We start from the raw sequence: 19141 nt of genomic DNA on the forward strand, positions 1-19141 counted from the left end.
CCTAGCGGACGGGTCCGGCGCCTTACGGCACGTGTCGCTTCTCCAGTTTGCGCGCCAGGGTACGGCGATGCATTCCCAGGCGGCGTGCGGTTTCGGATATGTTGAAACCGGTGTCGGCGAGCGTTTCGTTGATCCGCTCCCATTCCAGCGTCTTGATCGAACTGGGCCGGTCGGTGATCGCGGTGGTGGCGTCGCCGCTCGCCTTGTGGAATGCGGCCTCGATATCGTCGGTGTTCGACGGCTTGGCGAGATAATGGCACGCTCCCAGCTTGATCGCCTCCACCGCGGTGGCAATGCTGGCAAAGCCGGTCAGCACGACGATCAGCATCTCGGGATCATGCGCATGCAGCGTCTTGACGCAGGTCAGCCCGGAGGCCTGCCCCAGTTTCAGGTCCACCACCGCATAGCCCGGCGTCTCGCGCGTCAGCACATCCGCCAGTTGATCCGGCGACCCGGCGACGGTGACGTGATAACCGCGTCGCTCGAACGATCGCTGCAGCGTGCGTGCGAAGGTTTCGTCATCCTCGACGATGATCAGCGACCGGTCGTCCGCCATGTCTGTCCTCTCGCTTCGTGTTCCTGGTCTCGCTCGTTGATGCCTATGGTAGATAAGGGAAGCGTCAACGTCACCTCCGCACCGCCATCGGGACCGCTTCTGTTGCGCGCCTCGGCCGAACCGCCAAGCTTGCGCATCACCATGGCGGCCAGAAACAAACCGACGCCATGCCCTTCGCCCTTGGTCGACTGCGTCGGTTTTCCGAACTGTTCCAGGGTCTTCGGCGTAAAACCCGGTCCACGGTCGCTCACCACCAGCCGTACGGCATCGTCCTCCCGCCGAACCCGCAACCCAACCCACGCCGGAGACGCTTCCCCCGCATTATCCAAAACATTAACCACCGCCTGTTTTATCGCGGGATCGGACACGATGCTGGCATCCTGCGCATCGCATTCATATTCCAGGGTTATCGCGGAATGGCTTGCCCGCCACCCTTCGACGATCGCACCGATGAAGTCGCCGACATTCGACGCCATGGCCGCCTCTCCCCTCGGCTCCCCTGCCGACTGCAGGATGCGCGTCACGATCGCCTTGCAACGCTGCACCTCCCCCTGCATCTCGGCGATCTCCCCCATCAACACCGGATCATCCCGCAACCCCGGCATCCTCCGCCAGTCACCCAGAATGACGGACAGGCTGGCCAAGGGCGTGCCAAGCTCGTGCGCCGCGCCTGATGCGAGCAGGCCCATACGAACGATATGCTCCTCCTCAGACGCCTGCTGGCGCAGATCGGCCAGCCGCCCGGCGCTGTTGCGTTGATTACGGCTGATCCGGGTGACGAACAGGATCAGCAGCGTCGCGACCAACGCGAACCCGAGCCAGTTTCCCCAGGTATGCAGCCCGGCAATATCGCCGAACAGCCAGGGCGGGTATGCCAGCGGACGGTTATGAAGCGACAACAATCCGAAGCACAGGATGGTGAGCGCCGCCAAGGCCCATGCCGACCAGCGCTCCAGCAGAACCGCGCCCAGAACCACCTGCACGAGATAGAGGGAAATGAACGGGTTGGTGGCGCCGCCGGAGAGGAAGAGTTGCAGGGTGAGCGTCCCAACGTCGAACATCAGGGCAAAGAGGAGTTCGGTGTTCGTGACCCTGTCGAAGCGCAGTCTGATGTGATTGGCGAGGTTGACGATCGCCGCCATGGCGACGACGCCGAGCATCGGCGCGATCGGCAGGGGGACGGCCATCACCTGGCTGACGACGATGATGGTCAGCAATTGCCCCGCGACCGCAAGCCAGCGCAAATGGATGAGCTGGCGCATGTTGGCGGTGCCGGCGGCGACATCGGGGTCGCGGGGCCGTATCGTGAAGGGTAGGATCGGGCGGTCGCTCATCGACGGCCGCGGCGGATTGCGATCACCGTCCCCACGACCGACATCAGCGCCAGCGTGTACCAGGTCAGCGCATAGCTGAGATGCGAGTTGGGAAAGGTCGTCTGCGTCAGGCCGGGAATGGGACCGCCGGGCACCGCAGGTCCCGAGGCGTCAATGAAGTAGGGCGCCACCGCCCCCAATCCCTTTGCCGCAGCGATCGCGTCGACATCGCGCGAGTACCAGCGATCGGCGACGGGATCGTTGTTGCGCAGGAAGCCCCCCTTGGGTTCGGACATGCGGATCAGACCGGTGATGCGGACGATCCCCGTGGGGCGCGAAAAGCCGGTGCGGCTGGGGACGAAGCCGCGATTGACCAGCAGGATGAAGTTGGAGGTTTGCAGCGGCGTCACGACCCAGAAACCGGGTCCGTGGACGGTTACCGCCTGGGTCAGCACGGTGCGCTCGTGCAGAAAACGCCCGGTGGCGAAGACGCGGGTGTAGATGTCGTCGGCGTCGGCACTTCGCGGTGCAGGAATGGGAGCTGCGCGCTGCCTGGCCTCTACCTTTGCGATCAGGTCCAGCTTCCATGCGCGGCGCTGCACCTGCCAGGTGCCGAGCGCGAGGAACAGCGCGACGAGCGCCACCCCGAGCGCGGCCAGGACGAACCGGCCGGAACCCCGCGCCGGTTCGCCCTTGCCGGTCACATGGCGCCCATGGCTTCGGCGGCCATCTGCGGCATCATGTTGGTGTTCATGTGATACATGACCCAGATCGATCCGCTGAGTGTGATGACGACCAGTACGACGGTGAAGGCCAGCGCCATGATCGTCCAGCCCCCCTCCGAACTGGTGTTCATGTGGAGGAAGTAGATCATGTGGACGATGATCTGCACAAAGGCGAAGGCCATGATCGTCAGGGCGGTCGCCTGTGTGTCGCCCAGGGCACCAGTCATGACGAGCCAGAAGGGGATCGCCGTCAGGATGACCGACAGGACGAAGCCGATCATATAGCCCTTCATCGAGCCATGGCCGTGCGTGTCGCCGTGCGAGTGCAGGTCGGCGTCGTGATTGGCGTGGTTGTCGAGGCTCACCGGAGGACTCCGAGCAGATAGACGAAGGTGAAGACGCCGATCCAGACGACGTCGAGGAAGTGCCAGAACATCGACAGGCACATCAAGCGGCGCTTGTTGTCCGCGGTCAGACCGAGGCGGCCGACCTGCACCATCAGCGTCACCAGCCAGATGATGCCGAAGGTGACGTGCAGGCCGTGCGTGCCGACCAGCGTGAAGAAGGACGACAGGAAGGCCGAGCGCTGCGGCGTCGCGCCCTCATGGATGAGGTTCGCGAACTCGTAGAGCTCGATCGAAAGAAACGCCGCGCCGAACAGCCCGGTGATCGCCAGCCAGGTCTGAACCTGCCCCTTCAGCCCCTTTTCCATCGCGATCATGGCAAAGCCATAGGTGATCGACGACAGCAGCAGCATTGAGGTGTTGAGCGCGACCAGCGGAAGCTCGAAGATCTCCCGCGGGGTCGGCCCGCCCGCATAGCTCGTCCCCAGCACGCCGTACGTGGCGAACAGGATGGCGAAGATGAGGCAGTCGCTCATCAGGTACATCCAGAAACCGATGGCGGTGCTGCCGCCGGTTTCGTGATGATGGTCATCGTCCTCGACCACGTAGAAGGTCGGGTTCTTGGTGGGGTCCTGGCTCAGGACGTCGGTGGACATGCTCAGGCTCCCTGGGCGAGCAGCTTGGTGCGCTCGTCCTCTTCATGGGCGACTTCGTCGACGGGGATGTAATAGTCGCGGTCGTAGTTGAAGGTGTGGCCGATCGCGACGCCGAGGATGGCGACAAGGCTGAGTGCGGCGAGCCACCACATGTACCAGATCATCGCAAAGCCGAAGGCCACGCTGAGCCCGGCGATGATGACGCCGGTGCCCGTGTTCCGGGGCATGTGGATCGGGCGATAGCCCTTCACCGGACGCTCATACTTCTTGTCCTTCATGTCGTGCCAGGCATCCAGGTCGTGGATGATCGGCGTGAACGCGAAGTTGTAGTGCGGCGGCGGCGACGAGGTCGACCATTCCAGCGTGCGGCCACCCCAGGGATCGCCCGTCAGGTCGCGCAGCTTGTCGCGGTTCAGGATCGACACGCCGATCTGGATCAGGAAGGCGGCGATGCCGACCGCGATGATCGCAGCACCGATTGCGGCGATGATGAACCAGATCTGGAGCGAGGGATCCTCGAAATGGCGCAGACGACGGGTGACGCCCATCAGGCCCAGCACATAGAGCGGCGCGAACGCGACCCAGAAGCCGATGACCCAGCACCAGAAGGACAGCTTGCCCCACTTCTCGTCCAGCTTGAAGCCGAACGCCTTGGGCCACCAGTAGTTGATCCCTGCGAACATGCCGAACAGCACGCCGCCGATGATCACGTTATGGAAGTGCGCGATCAGGAACAGCGAGTTGTGCAGCACGAAGTCCGCCGGCGGCACCGCGAGCAGTACGCCCGTCATGCCGCCGATCACGAACGTCAGCATGAACGCGACCGTCCACATCATGGGCAGCTCGAACCGGATGCGTCCCTTGTACATGGTGAACAGCCAGTTGAAGATCTTGGCGCCCGTCGGGATCGAGATCACCATGGTGGTGATGCCGAAGAACGAATTGACGCTGGCGCCGGAGCCCATGGTGAAGAAGTGGTGCAGCCACACGAGGTACGACAGGATCGTGATGACGATCGTGGCGTAGACCATCGAGGTGTAGCCGAACAGGCGCTTGCCCGAGAAGGTCGAGGTGACTTCCGAGAAGATGCCGAACGCCGGCAGGATGAGGATGTAGACCTCCGGATGGCCCCAGATCCAGATGAGGTTGAAATACATCATCGGATTGCCGCCGGCATCGTTGGTGAAGAAATTCGTACCGACATAGCGGTCGAGCGTCAGCAGGGTCAGCGTGGCGGTGAGGACGGGGAAGCTCGCGACGATCAGCACGTTGGTGCACAGCGACGTCCAGGTGAACACCGGCAGCTTCATCATGGTCATGCCGGGCGCGCGCATCTTGATGATGGTCGCGACCAGGTTGATGCCGGACAGCGTCGTGCCGACACCGGCCACCTGCAAGGCCCATAGATAATAATCGACGCCGACATCCGGGCTGTAATCAAGCTCCGACAAGGGCGGGAAGGCCAGCCAGCCGGTCCGCGCAAACTCGCCGATGAATAGCGACGCCATGATCAGCACCGCACCGCCCGCCGTCATCCAGAAGCTGAGATTGTTCAGGTACGGGAACGACACGTCGCGCGCGCCGATCTGGAGCGGCAGGACGTAGTTCATCAGGCCGGTCACCATCGGCATGGCGACGAAGAAGATCATGATGACGCCGTGGGCGGTGAACACCTGATCGAAATGGTGTGCGTTCAGGTAGCCCTCGTTCGCGCCGAACGACATGGCCTGCTGGCCGCGCATCATCAGTGCGTCGGCAAAGCCGCGCAGCAGCATGATGACGCCCAGCACCATGTACATGATGCCGATCTTCTTGTGGTCGACGCTGGTGAACCACTCCTTCCAGAGATAGCCCCACAGCTTGTACTTGGTCAGCAGGCCGAGCACGGCAAGGCCGCCCACCAGCACGCCGGCAAAGGTCGCCACGAGGATCGGCTCATGGATGGGGAAGGATTCGAACGATAGCCGCCCGAAGATGGTCTTGATGAGTGTTTGATCCATGATCGAATACCTCAGCCGCGATCCACACCGGCAGTGCCGGGGATGTGCGGGGTGTTGGTGAAGCTCATGCGGCGGTTCTTTGCGTTACCGGGATCGGTGTTGCCCGGCGCCGGCAGGGGTTCCTTGCTCTGGTGCGGCGCCGTCTCGATCTCGTCGGGCGACTTCTGGAGCGCGCCCTTGGTGGCGTCGCCATGCATCGGGCCGGTGTTGTTGACGGGCGGATTGCCCTCCCCGGCCTTGATCTTGTGCGGGTCGCCGCCGGCCTTGCGATCGTGCATCATGACGTCGCTCATGCACGGCTTGCCCGGCTCGACGCAGCGATTGACGACCAGATCGAACAGTCCGGGCGCCACCGCCGAAAAGCGCATCGGCGGCACCTTCTCGCTGGGCTTTTCAAGCTGCACGAAGGTCGCGCGGCTGAGGCTGCCCTGCCCACCCTTCACGCCCGCGACCCACTGGTCGAAGGCGCCGTCCTGCATGGCATAGACCTTGAAGTTCATGTCGGAGAAGCCGGCGCCGCTATAGTGCGACGAGAAGCCGTCAAACGTGCCCGGCTTGTTGATCACCGCATGCAGCGCGGTTTCCATGCCCGGCATGGTGTAGATCATGCCGGCCATGGTGGGCACGTAGAAGGCGTTCATCACGCTGGTGCCGGTCAGGCGGAACCGGACCGGGCGATCCACGGGCAGCGCAAGCTGGTTGACGGTCGCGATGCCCTGTTCCGGGTAGATGAACAGCCACTTCCAGTCCATCGAGACGACCTGCACCTCCAGCGGGCGGACGTCCTGCGCCACCTTCTTGCCCGGCGCGGTGCGCTCGATCGGGCGATAGGGATCGAGCAGATGGGTGCTGGTCCAGGTGACCGCGCCCAGGCAGATGATGATCAGCAGCGGCGCGGCCCAGATGACGAGTTCGAGCGGGGTCGAATGGTCGAAATGCGGATCATAATCCGCCTCCTTGTTCGCGGCCCGGTACTTCCACGCGAACAGGCAGGTCAGGATCATGACGGGGATAATGATGAGCAGCATCAGCCCGGTCGAGATCAGCACGAGATCGCGCTGCTGCACGGCAACATCGCCGGCCGGGTTCATCACAACCGCGTCGCATCCACCCAGCATGGCCAGGACCGGCAAGGCAAGGAGGGGCGGGGCAGCCCGGCGAAGGGAGCGCACGCGCGCAAGGCTCGAGGAATGAAGCATATCGACCGCGCCGCTACGCCTTTGCTGCACCTGCGCACATTGGACAGTTTGTCCAATCCCCCCAGGTAGCGGAAAGGCGCATAGGGCCATGCAATCAGAGGGTTTGCGCGCGTTGCACCGCGGGAACCCGGAACGTGATATGCAGTCAGGACCGGCAGCCATGAGCGCAGAACTAACCGCGTCGAGCTCGACGCCCCTCGAGCGGGACGCCCGCCTCGTCAACGCGCGCGAGCATCGCATCGCGCCGGGCGAGATCGCAATCGGCGTCATCATCGGCCGTACCTCCGAATTCTTCGACTTCTTCGTTTATGCGATCGCATCGGTGCTGGTCTTCCCGTCGCTGATCTTTCCGTATGTCGATGCGTTGACGGGTACGATGTATTCCTTTGCGCTGTTCGCGCTGGCGTTCATCGCGCGGCCGATCGGCACCTTCGGCTTCATGGCGATCGATCGCCGGCATGGCCGCGGCGTGAAGCTGACCATCGCTTTGTTCCTGCTCGGCGGATCGACGATGGCGATCGCCTTTCTGCCCGGTTATGCTCAGATCGGCACGGCCGCTGCCGTGTTGCTGGCGATCTTCCGCGCGGCGCAGGGCATCGCGCTTGGCGGCGCATGGGACGGCCTGCCCTCGCTCCTGTCGTTGAACGCGCCGGAGAACAAGCGCGGCTGGTATGCGATGGTCCCGCAGCTGGGGGCGCCGCTGGGCCTGCTGGTCGCCAGCGGCCTGTTCGCCTTCTTCATGGCGACGCTGAGCCGCGCCGACTTCCTCGACTGGGGATGGCGCTACCCCTTCTTCGTCGCCTTCGCGATCAACGTGGTGGCGCTGTTCGCACGGCTGCGCATCGTGGCGACGCCGGAATTCCAGCGGCTGTTCGAAACCCGCGACCTGCAGCCGGCACCGGTGGGCGAGACGCTGCGCGAAGAGGGCCGCACCGTGGTGCTGGGCGCGTTCGCACCGCTTGCCAGCTTTGCGCTGTTCCACCTCGTCACCGTATTTCCGCTGTCCTGGGTGGTGCTGTTCAACCGGGAGCAGCCGACCGACTTCCTGTTGATCGAGATGCTGGGTGCCGTGTTCGGCGTGCTCGCCATCCTCGCCTCGGGCATGATCGCCGATCGGGTCGGGCGGCGCACGCTGCTCGGCACTTCGGCCGCGCTGATCGCGGCCTATAGCGGCTTTGCGCCGCAGCTGCTCGACAATGGCGGCTGGGGCGAGCTGGCATACATGATCCTGGGCTTCGTGCTGCTGGGCCTGGCGTTCGGCCAGTCCTCGGGCGCGGTGAATTCGGGCTTCTCGGCGATGCGCCGTTATACCGGTGCGGCGATTACGTCGGACCTGGCATGGCTGATCGGCGCCGGCTTCGCGCCGCTGGCCGCGCTGTTGCTGGCGGCGCATTTCGGGTTGCTGTCGGTTGGTTTCTACCTGCTGTCGGGTGCGATCTGCACGCTGGCGGCGCTGGGCATCAACAAGGAGCTGGCCAAGCGGATCGAATAATCGATCCGGTCCTTCGCCGGCCTCTCGGAAAGCCGGGCAGTTCATGCTGCCCGGCTTTTTTCGTGGGCGTTCAGCGGGGCAGCATGGAACCCTTTGCGGCGATGTTGCGTCCCCTCCCCCACATGCCACTGGAAGGGACGAGAGTGACAATGGCCGATGACGCGCTGACCATCGTGAAGGGCACGCTGGAGGACAATGCCGGGGACCGGCAGGTCGAGTTCGTGGGCGAGATCGACGGCGAGGAATATCAGTTCGCCGTCCAATATGACCTGCTGGAAGCGCTTGGCGGCGACGCGCCGGATGGCGACGCCATCGAGATCTTCGAACGCTACAGCGACGACATTTTGGAGGCGGCCCTGACCGCGCTGGGCCGTGACATGGAGCAGCCGGTGGTGATCGTCAGCGAGAATGATCTGGAGTGATAATGGCCGCCAACCCCTTGTATCCATTGCGCTGAGGGAGAATATGACGCTTTTGTAACAACTCGCCTGAAAATGGCCTTATTCCACGAACATGGCTGAAGATGTTAATGCCGTGTGCGGCCAGCGAAGGATAAAGTGGTCGATGCCGATCAGGATGCCGATCGACGGAAGTGATGGGTTGATCGGCCGGATCGGCGGCGGGCTGGCGCGGCTCACCTCGGCGGAGTTCCGCGTCCGGCGCCCGGCCCAGACCGTGCGTCTGGACGGGCGGCGAATGGGCGGCGTGCAGCGGATCGGCGTGATCTGCAACGCCCGCGCGCACCGCAACCTTTCCCGTGAATTCTCGCCGTTCACCAGTGCGTCGGGCATCGACTTTGCCGCACCGCGCACGCAGGAGGAATTGCACGCGGTTCTCGCCCGTTTCGCGTCGCGTGGGATCGACGCGCTACTGATCGACGGCGGCGATGGCACGATCCGCGATGTCATCACCGCCGCGGCCCAGCATTTCGGCGATGCAATGCCGGACATCGCGGTCGTGCCGGCGGGCAAGACCAATGCTCTGGCCATCGACCTGGGCGTCCCCACCAACTGGACGATCAAGGCGGCGATCGAGGCGATCCATGGCCCGTCGCGCACGCAGCGTTCGCCCGTGGAAATCCGCCGGGTGGACGGTCGTGAGCCGATGCGGGTCGGCTTTCTGTTCGGCGCCGGCGCGTTCGTGCGTGCCACGGCGCTGGCCCAGGAAACCCACCGGATCGGCGCCTTCAACGGCCTGGCGGTCGGCCTGTCGCTGGCAGGCGGGATCGCACAGACGCTGTTCGGCGGACGCGACAATGTCTGGCGGCGCGGTGATCCGATCCGGGTCGAACTGGATGACGGGCGCAGCGTGGAGCGGCCCTTCTACCTGCTGCTGGCATCGACGCTGGAGCGCCTGCCGCTCGGATTGAAGCCGTTCGGTCGGCCGCGGCCCGGCATGAAGCTGCTTGGGGTTGATGCGCCCCCCAAGGCGCTGTTCGTCTCCGCACCGATCCTGGTGGCGGGGTCGGAGGCGGGATGGCTGGCGCGCGCCGGCTATCATCGGCTGGATGCGAACCGCGTCGGCCTGACGCTAGACACCGGCTTCGTGCTGGATGGTGAGACCTATGCCGGTGGCGAGTTGATCGTTGCCCAGGGCCGCGCGCTCAACTTCGTGGTGCCCTGAGCCGTACGATGACGCTGGACGACTTCGTCGCGGCGGAGCTGGCGACGCCCCTGCCCCCGCCCATCGCGATGATGGCGGAACGCCTGGCGGGCGATGCGGATGTCGCCGCGGTCCTGTTCTATGGATCGGTGCTGCGGACCGGCGATCTGGACGGCGTGCTGGATTTCTACGTCCTGACGGATGCGCGTCGTGGCGGCGTGCTGCACCGGACGGCAACGCGGTGGCTGTGGCCCGATGTGAGCTTTCACGAAATGGCGATCGGTGATGCCGTGCTGCGGGCAAAGGTCGCGACGATGCCGCTGCAGACCTTTGAGGATGCCGCATCGGGGCGGATGCTGGATACGACGATCTGGACGCGCTTCGTGCAGCCGGCGGCGCTGGCCTGGGTTCGGGATGCGGACACTGCAGCCCGGGTTCGCGCGAGTGTGGCGGCAGCGGCGGCGACGGCGGCGGGATACGCCGCGGCGCTGGGGCCTGAGAACGGCACCGCCGACAATTATTGGCGGGCGCTGTTCCGTCAGACCTACCGGGCCGAACTGCGCGTGGAGAAGCCCGGTCGCGAGGACCAGATCCTGCGCTACGATCCGGCGCGGTGGCAGCGTCTGTTGCCGCTGGCCTGGAACGCAGGCGGCATCCGGTACGACACGCACGGTGAGTTGCTGACGCCCTCGGGCGACCGCGCATACCGGCTGCGGCGGTGGCAGGCGCGGCGGCGTGCGGGCAGGCCGTTGAACGTGGCGCGGCTGGTGAAGGCGGCCTTCACCTTCGACGGGGCGGCCCGATACGGCCTGTGGAAGATCGAGCGGCATACCGGCATCCACATTCCCCTGACCCCGTGGCGCGAACGGCACCCCGTGCTGGCGGCACCGGCAGTGTTGTGGCGGGTGATGCGCGCGCGGTCGGCGGAGGCGGCACGATGAGCTTCCACGCGCTGATCCTGGCCGGCTCCCGCGGTGGCCCAGACCCGGTCGCGCTGCATGCCGGGGTGAGCGACAAGGCGCTGGCGGTGGTCGGTGGTCGCACGATGCTGACCAGGGTTGTGGAGGCGGTGCGCGCGGCCGGCGCGGATCGCATCATGGTGGCGGCATCCTCCACCGCTGTGGCCCAGGCGGCGACAGCATTGGGCGCCGAAGTTCTGCAGGCAGCGGCGGGCCCGAGCGCGAGTACGGCCGCAGGATTGGAACAGCTTGGTGCGCCGTTGCTCGTGACGACCGCGGACCATGCCCTGCTGGAGGCCGGATGGATCACCCGGTTCATCGCCGACGTGCCGACGGACGCCGATGTCGCGGTGCTGCTGGCGCGACGTGACGTGATCGAGCGCGACGTGCCCGGTACGCAGCGTACCTATCTGCGCTTTGCCGATGGTGCCTGGTCGGGTTGCAACCTGTTCCTGTTGCAGACTGCCGTGGCGGCCGACGCGGTGGCGCTCTGGCAGCGGGTGGAGCGGGATCGCAAGCGGCCCTGGCGGATCGTGCGTCGGCTGGGGCCGGGGCTGCTGCTGCGCTACCTTGCAGGGCGGCTGACGCTGGACATGGCATTGCAGCGGATCGGGGAGACTGCGCGGGTGCGCGCCGCGATGGTCGCCAGCCCGTTCGGACGCGCGGCGGTGGATGTCGATAAGCCGGAAGATCTGGCGCTGGTGCGGACACTGGATGCCGGTTGATGCAGCGCATCGCCATCTACGATTTGGACCGCACGATCACACGCGCGCCGACCTGGACCCCCTTCCTGCTCCATGCCGCGCGCGGGAGTTGGCGCATGGCGATGGCGCCGGTGGCCGCGGGTGCCGCATTGCTGCACGCGCTGAAGCTGTACGATCGTGACCGGTTGAAGCCGATCATGCACCGGCTGATGCTGGGTGCGGCGCTGGACGAAGCCAGATCGACCGCGCTGGCGGAGGCATTCGCCGCCATGACGGACGACGGCAACATCCGGCCAGGTGCAAGAGAGCGGATGGCGGCGGACCGGGCGGCGGGCTATCGCATCGTCATCGCGACGGCCGCGCATCGCTTCTATGCACAGGCGATTGCCGTTCGGCTGGGCGTGAAGGACCTGATCGCGACGGAGGCGATGCGGGATACCACCGGGCGGATCGTGCCGGCGCTGTCGGGCGCCAACTGTTACGGCCCGGCCAAGCTGGCGATGATCCGGGATTGGCTGGCCGCTCAGGGTGTTGAACGCGAGGAAGCGCATGTGCGCTTTTATTCGGATCATGCGTCCGATGCCCCGACCTTCGCTTGGGCGGACGAGCCGGTGGTGGTCAGCCCGGGTAAGAGAATGACCGCACTGGCGATCGAGTGCGGGTGGCCGATCGAGCGGTGGTGAAAAAGATATGCGCGATATCGGGGTGATGCCGCAGATTAGAACATTTCATCCAGCATGAGATGAAATTGCAGTTTGCGATTGTCCACGTCCGCAATTCCGTAGCGCCTCAGGAAGTGTGAACGAAGCGCATCGTCGAACTCGCCCAGACAGTTCCACAGGATCGCAATGTCCTGGTAGCGGTCGGCGATGCCGACCCGTCCGGCATCGATCAGCCCAACGACTTGGCCATCTTCCAGCAAGATGTTGTCGAGCGAGAAGTCGCCATGGGTCACGACGCGGTCGAGGGTGAACGGCATCAGGTCCTGCATGGCTTGCCATACCTCTTCGGCCGACCAGCCTTCCCGTTCCTCATCGAATTCATCTTCGGCGACGAGACCCTGGTCGATGCGCGTTCTGGCTTGCATCAGGCGATGATGATGGTCGCTGATGAAGGGGCATGTGTCGACCGGGATGGCGTGAAGCTGCCGAAGGAACGTGGCCAATGCATCTACGACGTCAAGGCGATCGTGCGGACGAGCCGTCAGGTGTTGATAGGCCGTCTGGCCGGGTATGGCCGTCATCAACATCCATGCCTCGTCCCCCGTATGGACGAAATGCCGAATGGTCGGCACGGATATGTGCTTGCTCAGCCAGCGCAGGCGGACCATTTCGTCGGCGATGTCATCGGCCACCATGCCCCGACCATGTTTCAGGAAGAGGTCGGGCGCATCCTGTCTGCCGTGCAGGCGATACACGCCGCCGCCGGATTCGCCGATCATGTTGCGCATCCACCGGTAGCCCATCGTTGCGGTCGCGAGTCCCGGCGGCATTGCTATCGCCGCACACGCTTCTTCGCGACCGTCGGTCATGGTTTCCCCCTCCCCTTGGCGTCTTTGCCGAACCGCTCCACGATAGCACGCGCGGCGCGCAGGGCGGCGGGTTCGGCGCCTTGATCGAAGGTGTGGTGGAAGGCCGCTTCCTGCGCCGCGCGGTAGCCGGCGAACTCCGCCTGCGCGCTTTCGATGGCAGGGCCGAGGGCGGAGATATCATCCACCACGCGCCCCAGATGCCAATGGGCAAAATTGGGGTCGGATGTCCATTCGACCTTGGCCGGGTTGAGGAAGACGGCGGGGCGTATGCGAGCGATCCATTCGTAGATCTGGCTGCTGACGTCACCGAGATAGATGTCGGCGGCGCGGGTGTAGGTCATGTCGACGGAGGCGGTGCTGCCGGAGTCGAAGCGGATGTTCGGGCAAGCGCGGTAGCGATGGGCGAGGTCGCGGCGCCAGCGCAGGCGAGCGTGTTCGACGGAAGCATGGATGCGCCTGCGGAACAGCATGACGTGGGGTGCGACCATCAGGTTGAAGCGGTCCTGTCCGGCGAACCAGTCCATCACCCCCTCCCCCATGTCGTACCACGATGACAGGCGGGGTTCGAAATGCGGATTGTAGAGGGCGGTCGGGCGGCCATTGTCGAACAACGGCGCGGGCGGCGTGGCAAAATCGATCGTGTCGAACTTGGGATAGCCGATGATCTGCGCCTGGCCCGGCGCAATCAGGCCCATGACCTGCATCCGGTCATGCACCTTCTGCCCGGACAGCAATACGAGGTCGAAGCCACGCATGACGCCCCGGTACCCCACCGATCGGTCGCCGGCGCCGTGGGGGAGCCAGACATAGCGGAGATCGCGCAGGCCGAAGCGGTCGCGCAGCAGCAGCGAGGTCGTCTCGGGCACCACCAGAACATCGAGCGCCGCAAAGGCGGACAGGTTTTCGCGCAATATCGCGACCCGGCGAAAAGGTGCCATCCAGCGCAGCCCGGCATCGAGCGCACCGGCAAGCGCGCCGACATCGAGCGAAACAAAGGTTACGCGGGCGGCCACCTCCGTGCCGATCACGGCGCGCACCCGCGCCTGCTGCTCGGGCGAGCTTGTCAGGACGTGGACCTGGACATCCGGGAAAGTCGCGATCTGCGCGATGATCGGCGCGGTATGGCCGATCTGATGAAGCGCATCGTGGTTGAAGAGGAAGCCGACCTTCACCGCGCCAGCACCGCCGCTACGGCCTGTGCCGCCCGGGCAGCGGCACCGGGCGACCGGTCGCCGAGCGAGGCATCGGCCATCACTTCCTGCCGGGCGCGGTAGAGGGCGTGACGCGCGGGCGCAGCATGGATCGCCGCCATCAGGTCGGCAGGGTCGTCGACGACGTCGCCGAGGTGCCAGTGGGCGAAGCTGGGGTCGTCGCGCCAGTCGATGCGGTGGGCGTTCAGGAAGACGCAGGGGCGCGGGCGCATCAGGAATTCGTACACCTGGCTGCTGACGTCGCCGACATAGATGTCGGAGGCGACGGCGTAGGTCATGTCGACGGAGCGGTCGGAGCCGGGGTCGATGAGGACGTTGGGGGTACTGCGCGCGCGCCAGTTCGTGCGGTGTCGTTCGGGGTGTCGGCGGAAGAGTTTGACGTGGGGGGCGACGATCAGGTTGAGGGAGGGGTCGGCCGCGAAGCCGGCGAGCATCGGTTCGATGAAGCGATGCCAGGAGGTCAGGCGCGGTTCCTTGTGGGCGTTGTAGAACACGGTGGGCGCGGCCTGCGAAAAGAGCGGCGCTGCGACCTCCCCGACGTGGAAGCCGGTTTCCAGCTTCACCGATCCGGTAAGCGTATAGGCGTCGGGGCGGATCAGCCCCTCGCGCAGCATGCGCTCGGCGGTCTTGGGCCCGGCGAGCAGGACATGGTCGAAGACCGCGATGTCGCGCACGAAGCCGCGTGCCCGGTCGCCGACGCCGTGGGGATGGTAGATCAGCCGGGGGCGCCGGACGCCGAGGCGGCGCAGCGCCGCCGCCGTATCCTCCACCGCGAAGATCGCGTCATAGCCGTCCAGTTCGGCGGCATTGTCGCGCATCACCAGATCCTTGAACATGCCCAGCCGCTTCAGCCGCTGAAGCGCGACGGTGAGCGGCGATCGGTGCAGGCGGCGGGTTTCGATCGGCGGCACGCCGTAGGCGGCGCGTATCCGCTCCAGGTGATGCGGCGTTTCGGGATCGTTATGGTAGTTGACCACCGTCCAGCCGGGGCGGCGCGCCAATTCGAACGCGATGGCCGCGCCATGGTAGCACTGATAGGCTTCGGCGATATAGAGGAAGGCGATGCGCATGATCCGTCACCCCCTTAGCCTCTGATCGCCCTCGGAAGAAAGCCGTTGAACGTGTCCAAGTCCGCGCCGACCCCATTCGGCCGTGCGCTGCGCAATGTCGGCTGGCTGCTGACCGGCAAAGGCGTCGGCGCGGTGCTCAGCCTCGTCTATCTGGCGCTCGCCACGCGCTCGCTGGGCGTCGTGCGGTTCGGCGAGTTCACGCTGATCCTGTCGACGGGCCAGGCGGTCGCCGCGCTGGTCGGTTTCCAGACATGGCAGGTGGTGGTGCGCTACGGCATGGCGCCGCTGAAGGCGGGTGACGGGGCGATGCTGGGGCGGCTGGTGCGCTGGTGCACCGCGCTCGACCTGGGCGCGGCGCTGTTCGGATGCCTGGTGGCGAGCGTCGCGGTCGCCGTGTTGCGGGTGCGGCTGGGATGGGATGCGACCTTCGCGACCGAGGCCCTGCTGTTCTGCTTCGTGCTGCTGCTGACCTTTCGATCGACCGCGGTCGGCATCCTGAGACTGCACGACCGGTTCGCGGTGGGCGCGATGGCGGATGCGGTGACCCCCTTCGCGCGCTGTGCCGGCGCGATCACGGCGGTGCTGATGCATGCGACGGTGCAGGGGTTCCTGCTCGCCTGGGCGGGAGCCGAGGTGCTGACCGCCATCGTCTACTGGACGGCGGCCCACCGGGCGGCGCCGGGCCTGCTGGGATGGTGGCGCGGGGCACAGGCCGCACCGCGCGAAAATGCGGGGCTGTGGCATTTCGCGGTGGTGACCAACATGAACGCGTCGCTGAACGCCGCGAGCAAGCAGGTGGTGGTGGTGCTGGTCGGCTTTGCGACGGGGCCGGCGGCGGCGGGCGCGTACCGGCTGGCCTATCAGTTGAGCCAGGCGTTGACGCGGGTGTCCGATATGTTTTCGCGCGGGGTGCTGCCGGAGTTCACGCGGGCGGGGGCCGAAGGGGACAAGCGGGACATGACGACCCTGTTCCGGCAATCGACGCGGCTGGCGCTGGTGGCGGGTGGGTCGATCTGTCTGCTGGTGCCCCTGCTGGGAGAGCCGGCGCTGCGGCTGATCGCGGGCAAGACCTATCTGGGGGCGTATCCGGTGCTGGTGCTGCTGGGGCTTGCCGCCGGGCTGGAGGTAATGGGCGTGGCGTTCGAGCCGGTGCTGCTGGCGATCGGGCGGGCAGCGACCGCGCTGCGCATCCGCGTCGCATCGGTCGTTGCGCTGTTCGCCGCAATGGCGGTGCTGATGCCCGCCTACGGCGCGACGGGCGCGGCGGGGGCGACGCTGGTCGGGTCGGCCGTCGCGTTGATCCTGTTCGGGCGGGTGGGATACCGGCTGGCGCGGGCGGGATAGCGTATCAGAGTTCGGCCCCGCACAAGGTCGCGGCGGCCTGGATCAGGGCGAGATGGGTCAGCCCCTGCGGCATGTTGCCGAGATAGGCGCCGGTGTCGGGGTCGATCATCTCGGCATAGACGCCGACACCACTGTCCAGCTTTTCGATGGCGGCCTCGAAGGCGGCCTCCGCTTCTGCCTTCTGGCCGAGCATCGCGCGCGCCTCGATCATCCAGAATGTGCAGGCGAGGAAACACCCCTCCTCCCGGTCGACATCGGTGTAGCGATAATGGAACGCGCCCTTGCCGAGGTCGCGGTCGATCGCGTCCAGGGTACGACGCAGCCGGTCCTGTCCGTCGAAGCGGAAGCGGACGGCGAGCGCCAGGCTGGCATCGAGCATGTCGCTGCCCGGATAGAAGAGATAGGCGCCGCGTTCCTCCGACCAGCAATGCTCGTCGATCCAGGCGGCGATCCGGTCGCGCTCGCGCAGCCAGCGGGCGCGGCAGGTGGTCGGGATCTGCCCGTCATCGGCCAGCTCGACCGCGCGGGCCAGCGCCTGCCAGCAACTGATCTTGGACATGGTGTAATGCCGGCTTTCGGGCAGTTCCCACAGCCCGGCGTCGGGCAGGCGCCAGCGGTCCGCGCAGTCGTCGGCGAGATGTGACAGGGTTTCCGCGCTGGCGGCATCGAGGATGTTGCCACAGGCGACGAAGCGGCTCGCCGTCTCGAAAATGTCGCCGTAGATACCATGCTGATGCTGCGACCCGGCAAGGTTGCCGGTGCGGACGGGTCCCGAGCCGCGATAGCCGGGCACGTCGACGATCTTTTCCCCCGGCACCATGTCGCCCTGCAGCGTGTAGCAGACCTGCGGTTCGCTCTCGCCCAACCGCTTGAGCAGCCAGGTAAAGGCCGCCTTGGCCTCGGCCAGCGCGCCGATGCGCAGGAACGCCTTGATCGTGTAGCCCGCGTCCCGGATCCAGGCGTAGCGATAATCGTAATTCTTCTCGCCACCGATCCCTTCGGGCAGCGAGGTCGTCGCGGCGGCGGCGATCGCGCCGGTGGGCGAGTAGAGGAGCAGCTTCAGCGCCAGGGCGCTGCGCATGATCAGCGCGCGAAAGCGATCGTGGCAGCGCAGCCGCTCCGTCCATTGCCGCCATTCGGCATCGGACAGGTCGATACGGGCATCGATTTCCTCGATCGCGGGGCAGACGAGCGGTTCGTCCTCCCCCGCGACGATCGCCACCACCGCGCGCTCGCCCGGCCCGACCGCGACGGTGCCGGTGATCTGCCCGTCGATCAGGGGATCGAGCTGCACATTGTCGGAGTGGCGGAAGAGGCCGAGGACGTGGCCGACATGGAACACGTCATGCCCGCCGGCCTTGGCGAAATACGGGCTGACCGTGTCGGCGCGGCGGCCGAAGCGCAGCGACACGGCGAAGCGGACATGGCCGTCCAGCCCGTCGAGCCGGCGCGCGAACTCCGCCCAGGGCAGGCGACCGGCGGTGCCGCTGTTCATCGACTCGGTCAGCTTGGCCCGGCCGGTGTCGGTGGTGAAGATCGTCTCCAGCACATTGCTGTCGGCGCGGTAGCGCCGCTCGACGGTAAAGGGCGCATCCGGGCTGAGCGCGAAATAGCCCCCCTGCTCCGCATCGAGCAGACGGTCGAACAGGGGCGGCGAGTCCATGTTGGGAACGCACCACCAGTCGACCGCCCCGTCCGCGCCGCTGAACACCACGCTGCGCCCGTCGCCGAGCGTGCCATAGCGTTCGAGCGGCAGATGGCCGTCGGCATGGCGCAATCCCTGTTGCGACAGGGCGGTGGCGGGTTCGGCGCCGTCGCCCAGCGTCGGGCCATCCCCCTCGCCCCGCCGGAACGGGTTCAACATGCGCGCGTGCGGTTAACGTATGTCATCCCGCGTTAACTCGCCAGCGGGGGTTACGCTCCGCGCTCGGGAGTGGGCACAATCGAAGTGCACGCATCCGCACCGAGATGATCGGGCATTTCGGCGATCAGCGCGGCGAGCAGCTTCTGGAGCAGCGTATCGAGCTGCGCGCGGTCATCGTCGTCGAAGGCGACAAACAGCCTTTTGGTCAAGGCGACGCGCATCGGCTCGCTGGCATCGATGGCGCGCTGGCCGGCGGGCGTGATGTGCAGGCGCTTGACCCGGCGATCCTGCGGGTCGGGTTCGCGCCGGACCAAGCCGTCGCGCTCCAGCGCGTCGACCGCGTCGGTGACGCTGCGCGGCGCCATGGTGAACACCTCCGCAATGTCGGCGGCGCGCGCGCGCCCGTTGCCGGCCTGGATCAGCAGGAGCAGACGCGTGCGGGCAAAGGACGCGCCCTGAGCGGTCATCGCCCGGTCGGTCAGGCGATGGGCCATCAGATAGACGCGGGCCAGGTCGCGGAGCAGAACCTCACTGGACTTCATGAGGAACCTCACTAAATGGCCTTGCCTAG

19 protein-coding genes are annotated in these 19141 nt (G+C 66.1%); 7 read left to right on the forward strand and 12 right to left on the reverse strand.

Annotated elements, in window-relative coordinates:
- Positions 1–22: 22 nt before the first annotated feature.
- The 7 genes from OXR08_RS10535 to cyoA form a co-directional block, all read right to left on the reverse strand.
- Positions 23–556, reverse strand: a complete 534-nt coding sequence (locus OXR08_RS10535) for a response regulator transcription factor (RefSeq protein WP_112383205.1) — start codon at positions 554–556, stop codon at positions 23–25.
- Positions 535–1890, reverse strand: coding sequence for an ATP-binding protein (locus OXR08_RS10540; protein ID WP_267349639.1), 1356 nt, complete (start codon positions 1888–1890; stop codon positions 535–537). The genes OXR08_RS10535 and OXR08_RS10540 overlap by 22 nt, the downstream gene beginning before the upstream one ends.
- Positions 1887–2573 (reverse strand): SURF1 family protein, encoded by a 687-nt coding sequence (locus OXR08_RS10545; RefSeq protein WP_267349641.1) that lies wholly within the window; start codon positions 2571–2573, stop codon positions 1887–1889. The genes OXR08_RS10540 and OXR08_RS10545 overlap by 4 nt, the downstream gene beginning before the upstream one ends.
- Positions 2570–2887: a cytochrome o ubiquinol oxidase subunit IV gene (gene cyoD / locus OXR08_RS10550; RefSeq protein ID WP_112383363.1), complete on the reverse strand. Its 318-nt coding sequence runs from the start codon at positions 2885–2887 to the stop codon at positions 2570–2572. The genes OXR08_RS10545 and cyoD overlap by 4 nt, the downstream gene beginning before the upstream one ends.
- Positions 2888–2955: 68 nt before the next feature.
- Positions 2956–3594 carry a cytochrome o ubiquinol oxidase subunit III gene (cyoC, locus tag OXR08_RS10555; protein WP_112383202.1) on the reverse strand — a complete coding sequence of 213 codons (639 nt, stop codon included), beginning with the start codon at positions 3592–3594 and terminating at the stop codon, positions 2956–2958.
- Between the two features lie 2 nt (positions 3595–3596).
- Complete coding sequence (gene cyoB / locus OXR08_RS10560; protein WP_112383201.1) at positions 3597–5594, reverse strand: cytochrome o ubiquinol oxidase subunit I; 1998 nt, start codon at positions 5592–5594, stop codon at positions 3597–3599.
- An 11-nt stretch (positions 5595–5605) separates the two neighbouring features.
- On the reverse strand, positions 5606–6793 hold the full coding sequence (cyoA, locus tag OXR08_RS10565) for a ubiquinol oxidase subunit II (protein ID WP_267349644.1): 1188 nt from the start codon (positions 6791–6793) through the stop codon (positions 5606–5608).
- Between the two features lie 160 nt (positions 6794–6953).
- Between cyoA and OXR08_RS10570 the strand changes: the two genes are divergently transcribed.
- The 6 genes from OXR08_RS10570 to OXR08_RS10595 all read left to right on the forward strand — a co-directional run bounded on the left by OXR08_RS10570 (position 6954) and on the right by OXR08_RS10595 (position 12233).
- Complete coding sequence (locus OXR08_RS10570) at positions 6954–8285, forward strand: MFS transporter (protein ID WP_112383200.1); 1332 nt, start codon at positions 6954–6956, stop codon at positions 8283–8285.
- A 149-nt stretch (positions 8286–8434) separates the two neighbouring features.
- Complete coding sequence (locus OXR08_RS10575; RefSeq protein ID WP_267349684.1) at positions 8435–8707, forward strand: DUF1488 family protein; 273 nt, start codon at positions 8435–8437, stop codon at positions 8705–8707.
- A gap of 142 nt (positions 8708–8849) precedes the next feature.
- On the forward strand, positions 8850–9908 hold the full coding sequence (locus OXR08_RS10580) for a diacylglycerol kinase family protein (protein WP_267349647.1): 1059 nt from the start codon (positions 8850–8852) through the stop codon (positions 9906–9908).
- Between the two features lie 8 nt (positions 9909–9916).
- Positions 9917–10828 carry a hypothetical protein gene (locus OXR08_RS10585; protein ID WP_267349649.1) on the forward strand — a complete coding sequence of 304 codons (912 nt, stop codon included), beginning with the start codon at positions 9917–9919 and terminating at the stop codon, positions 10826–10828.
- Entirely contained in the window at positions 10825–11571 is a 747-nt protein-coding gene (locus OXR08_RS10590; protein WP_267349652.1) for a nucleotidyltransferase family protein, read from the forward strand. Before OXR08_RS10585 ends, OXR08_RS10590 begins: the two co-directional genes overlap by 4 nt.
- Positions 11571–12233, forward strand: a complete 663-nt coding sequence (locus tag OXR08_RS10595; RefSeq protein WP_267349654.1) for an HAD-IB family hydrolase — start codon at positions 11571–11573, stop codon at positions 12231–12233. Before OXR08_RS10590 ends, OXR08_RS10595 begins: the two co-directional genes overlap by 1 nt.
- Positions 12234–12268: 35 nt before the next feature.
- On the opposite strand, the gene OXR08_RS10600 is transcribed toward OXR08_RS10595, so the two are convergent.
- The 3 genes from OXR08_RS10600 to OXR08_RS10610 are packed head-to-tail and all read right to left on the reverse strand — an operon-like array spanning position 12269 to position 15362.
- On the reverse strand, positions 12269–13081 hold the full coding sequence (locus tag OXR08_RS10600; protein ID WP_267349656.1) for an APH(3')-I family aminoglycoside O-phosphotransferase: 813 nt from the start codon (positions 13079–13081) through the stop codon (positions 12269–12271).
- Entirely contained in the window at positions 13078–14253 is a 1176-nt protein-coding gene (locus OXR08_RS10605) for a hypothetical protein (RefSeq protein WP_267349658.1), read from the reverse strand. The genes OXR08_RS10600 and OXR08_RS10605 overlap by 4 nt, the downstream gene beginning before the upstream one ends.
- Positions 14250–15362, reverse strand: a complete 1113-nt coding sequence (locus tag OXR08_RS10610; RefSeq protein WP_267349660.1) for a CDP-glycerol glycerophosphotransferase family protein — start codon at positions 15360–15362, stop codon at positions 14250–14252. Before OXR08_RS10610 ends, OXR08_RS10605 begins: the two co-directional genes overlap by 4 nt.
- Before the next feature lie 51 nt (positions 15363–15413).
- Here OXR08_RS10610 and OXR08_RS10615 point away from each other — a divergent pair, with 51 nt between their 5' ends.
- Positions 15414–16706, forward strand: coding sequence for a lipopolysaccharide biosynthesis protein (locus OXR08_RS10615; RefSeq protein WP_112383361.1), 1293 nt, complete (start codon positions 15414–15416; stop codon positions 16704–16706).
- 4 nt (positions 16707–16710) lie between these two features.
- Here OXR08_RS10615 and OXR08_RS10620 read toward each other — a convergent pair whose 3' ends face one another.
- Together OXR08_RS10620 and OXR08_RS10625 are read right to left on the reverse strand one after the other, a co-directional pair.
- Positions 16711–18570, reverse strand: a complete 1860-nt coding sequence (locus OXR08_RS10620; protein WP_267349662.1) for a glycoside hydrolase family 15 protein — start codon at positions 18568–18570, stop codon at positions 16711–16713.
- A 50-nt stretch (positions 18571–18620) separates the two neighbouring features.
- Complete coding sequence (locus OXR08_RS10625; RefSeq protein WP_162844007.1) at positions 18621–19112, reverse strand: MarR family transcriptional regulator; 492 nt, start codon at positions 19110–19112, stop codon at positions 18621–18623.
- Positions 19113–19141: the final 29 nt, after the last annotated feature.

Origin of the sequence: Sphingomonas sp. GM_Shp_2, assembly GCF_026540875.1 — a bacterium.
Lineage (GTDB): Bacteria > Pseudomonadota > Alphaproteobacteria > Sphingomonadales > Sphingomonadaceae > Sphingomonas > Sphingomonas carotinifaciens.

Bases quoted from the DNA above. Each gene is read 5' to 3' on its own strand.
- OXR08_RS10580 (WP_267349647.1), top strand. From the start codon at position 8,850: ATGCCGATCAGGATGCCGATCGACGGAAGTGATGGGTTGATCGGCCGG.
- cyoC (WP_112383202.1), bottom strand. From the start codon at position 3,594: ATGTCCACCGACGTCCTGAGCCAGGACCCCACCAAGAACCCGACCTTC.
- cyoD (WP_112383363.1), bottom strand. From the start codon at position 2,887: ATGAAGGGCTATATGATCGGCTTCGTCCTGTCGGTCATCCTGACGGCG.
- OXR08_RS10590 (WP_267349652.1), top strand. From the start codon at position 10,825: ATGAGCTTCCACGCGCTGATCCTGGCCGGCTCCCGCGGTGGCCCAGAC.
- OXR08_RS10625 (WP_162844007.1), bottom strand. From the start codon at position 19,112: ATGAAGTCCAGTGAGGTTCTGCTCCGCGACCTGGCCCGCGTCTATCTG.
- OXR08_RS10610 (WP_267349660.1), bottom strand. From the start codon at position 15,362: ATGCGCATCGCCTTCCTCTATATCGCCGAAGCCTATCAGTGCTACCAT.
- OXR08_RS10570 (WP_112383200.1), top strand. From the start codon at position 6,954: ATGAGCGCAGAACTAACCGCGTCGAGCTCGACGCCCCTCGAGCGGGAC.
- cyoA (WP_267349644.1), bottom strand. From the start codon at position 6,793: ATGCTTCATTCCTCGAGCCTTGCGCGCGTGCGCTCCCTTCGCCGGGCT.
- OXR08_RS10595 (WP_267349654.1), top strand. From the start codon at position 11,571: ATGCAGCGCATCGCCATCTACGATTTGGACCGCACGATCACACGCGCG.
- OXR08_RS10600 (WP_267349656.1), bottom strand. From the start codon at position 13,081: ATGACCGACGGTCGCGAAGAAGCGTGTGCGGCGATAGCAATGCCGCCG.
- cyoB (WP_112383201.1), bottom strand. From the start codon at position 5,594: ATGGATCAAACACTCATCAAGACCATCTTCGGGCGGCTATCGTTCGAA.
- OXR08_RS10540 (WP_267349639.1), bottom strand. From the start codon at position 1,890: ATGAGCGACCGCCCGATCCTACCCTTCACGATACGGCCCCGCGACCCC.
- OXR08_RS10535 (WP_112383205.1), bottom strand. From the start codon at position 556: ATGGCGGACGACCGGTCGCTGATCATCGTCGAGGATGACGAAACCTTC.
- OXR08_RS10575 (WP_267349684.1), top strand. From the start codon at position 8,435: ATGGCCGATGACGCGCTGACCATCGTGAAGGGCACGCTGGAGGACAAT.
- OXR08_RS10585 (WP_267349649.1), top strand. From the start codon at position 9,917: ATGACGCTGGACGACTTCGTCGCGGCGGAGCTGGCGACGCCCCTGCCC.
- OXR08_RS10620 (WP_267349662.1), bottom strand. From the start codon at position 18,570: ATGTTGAACCCGTTCCGGCGGGGCGAGGGGGATGGCCCGACGCTGGGC.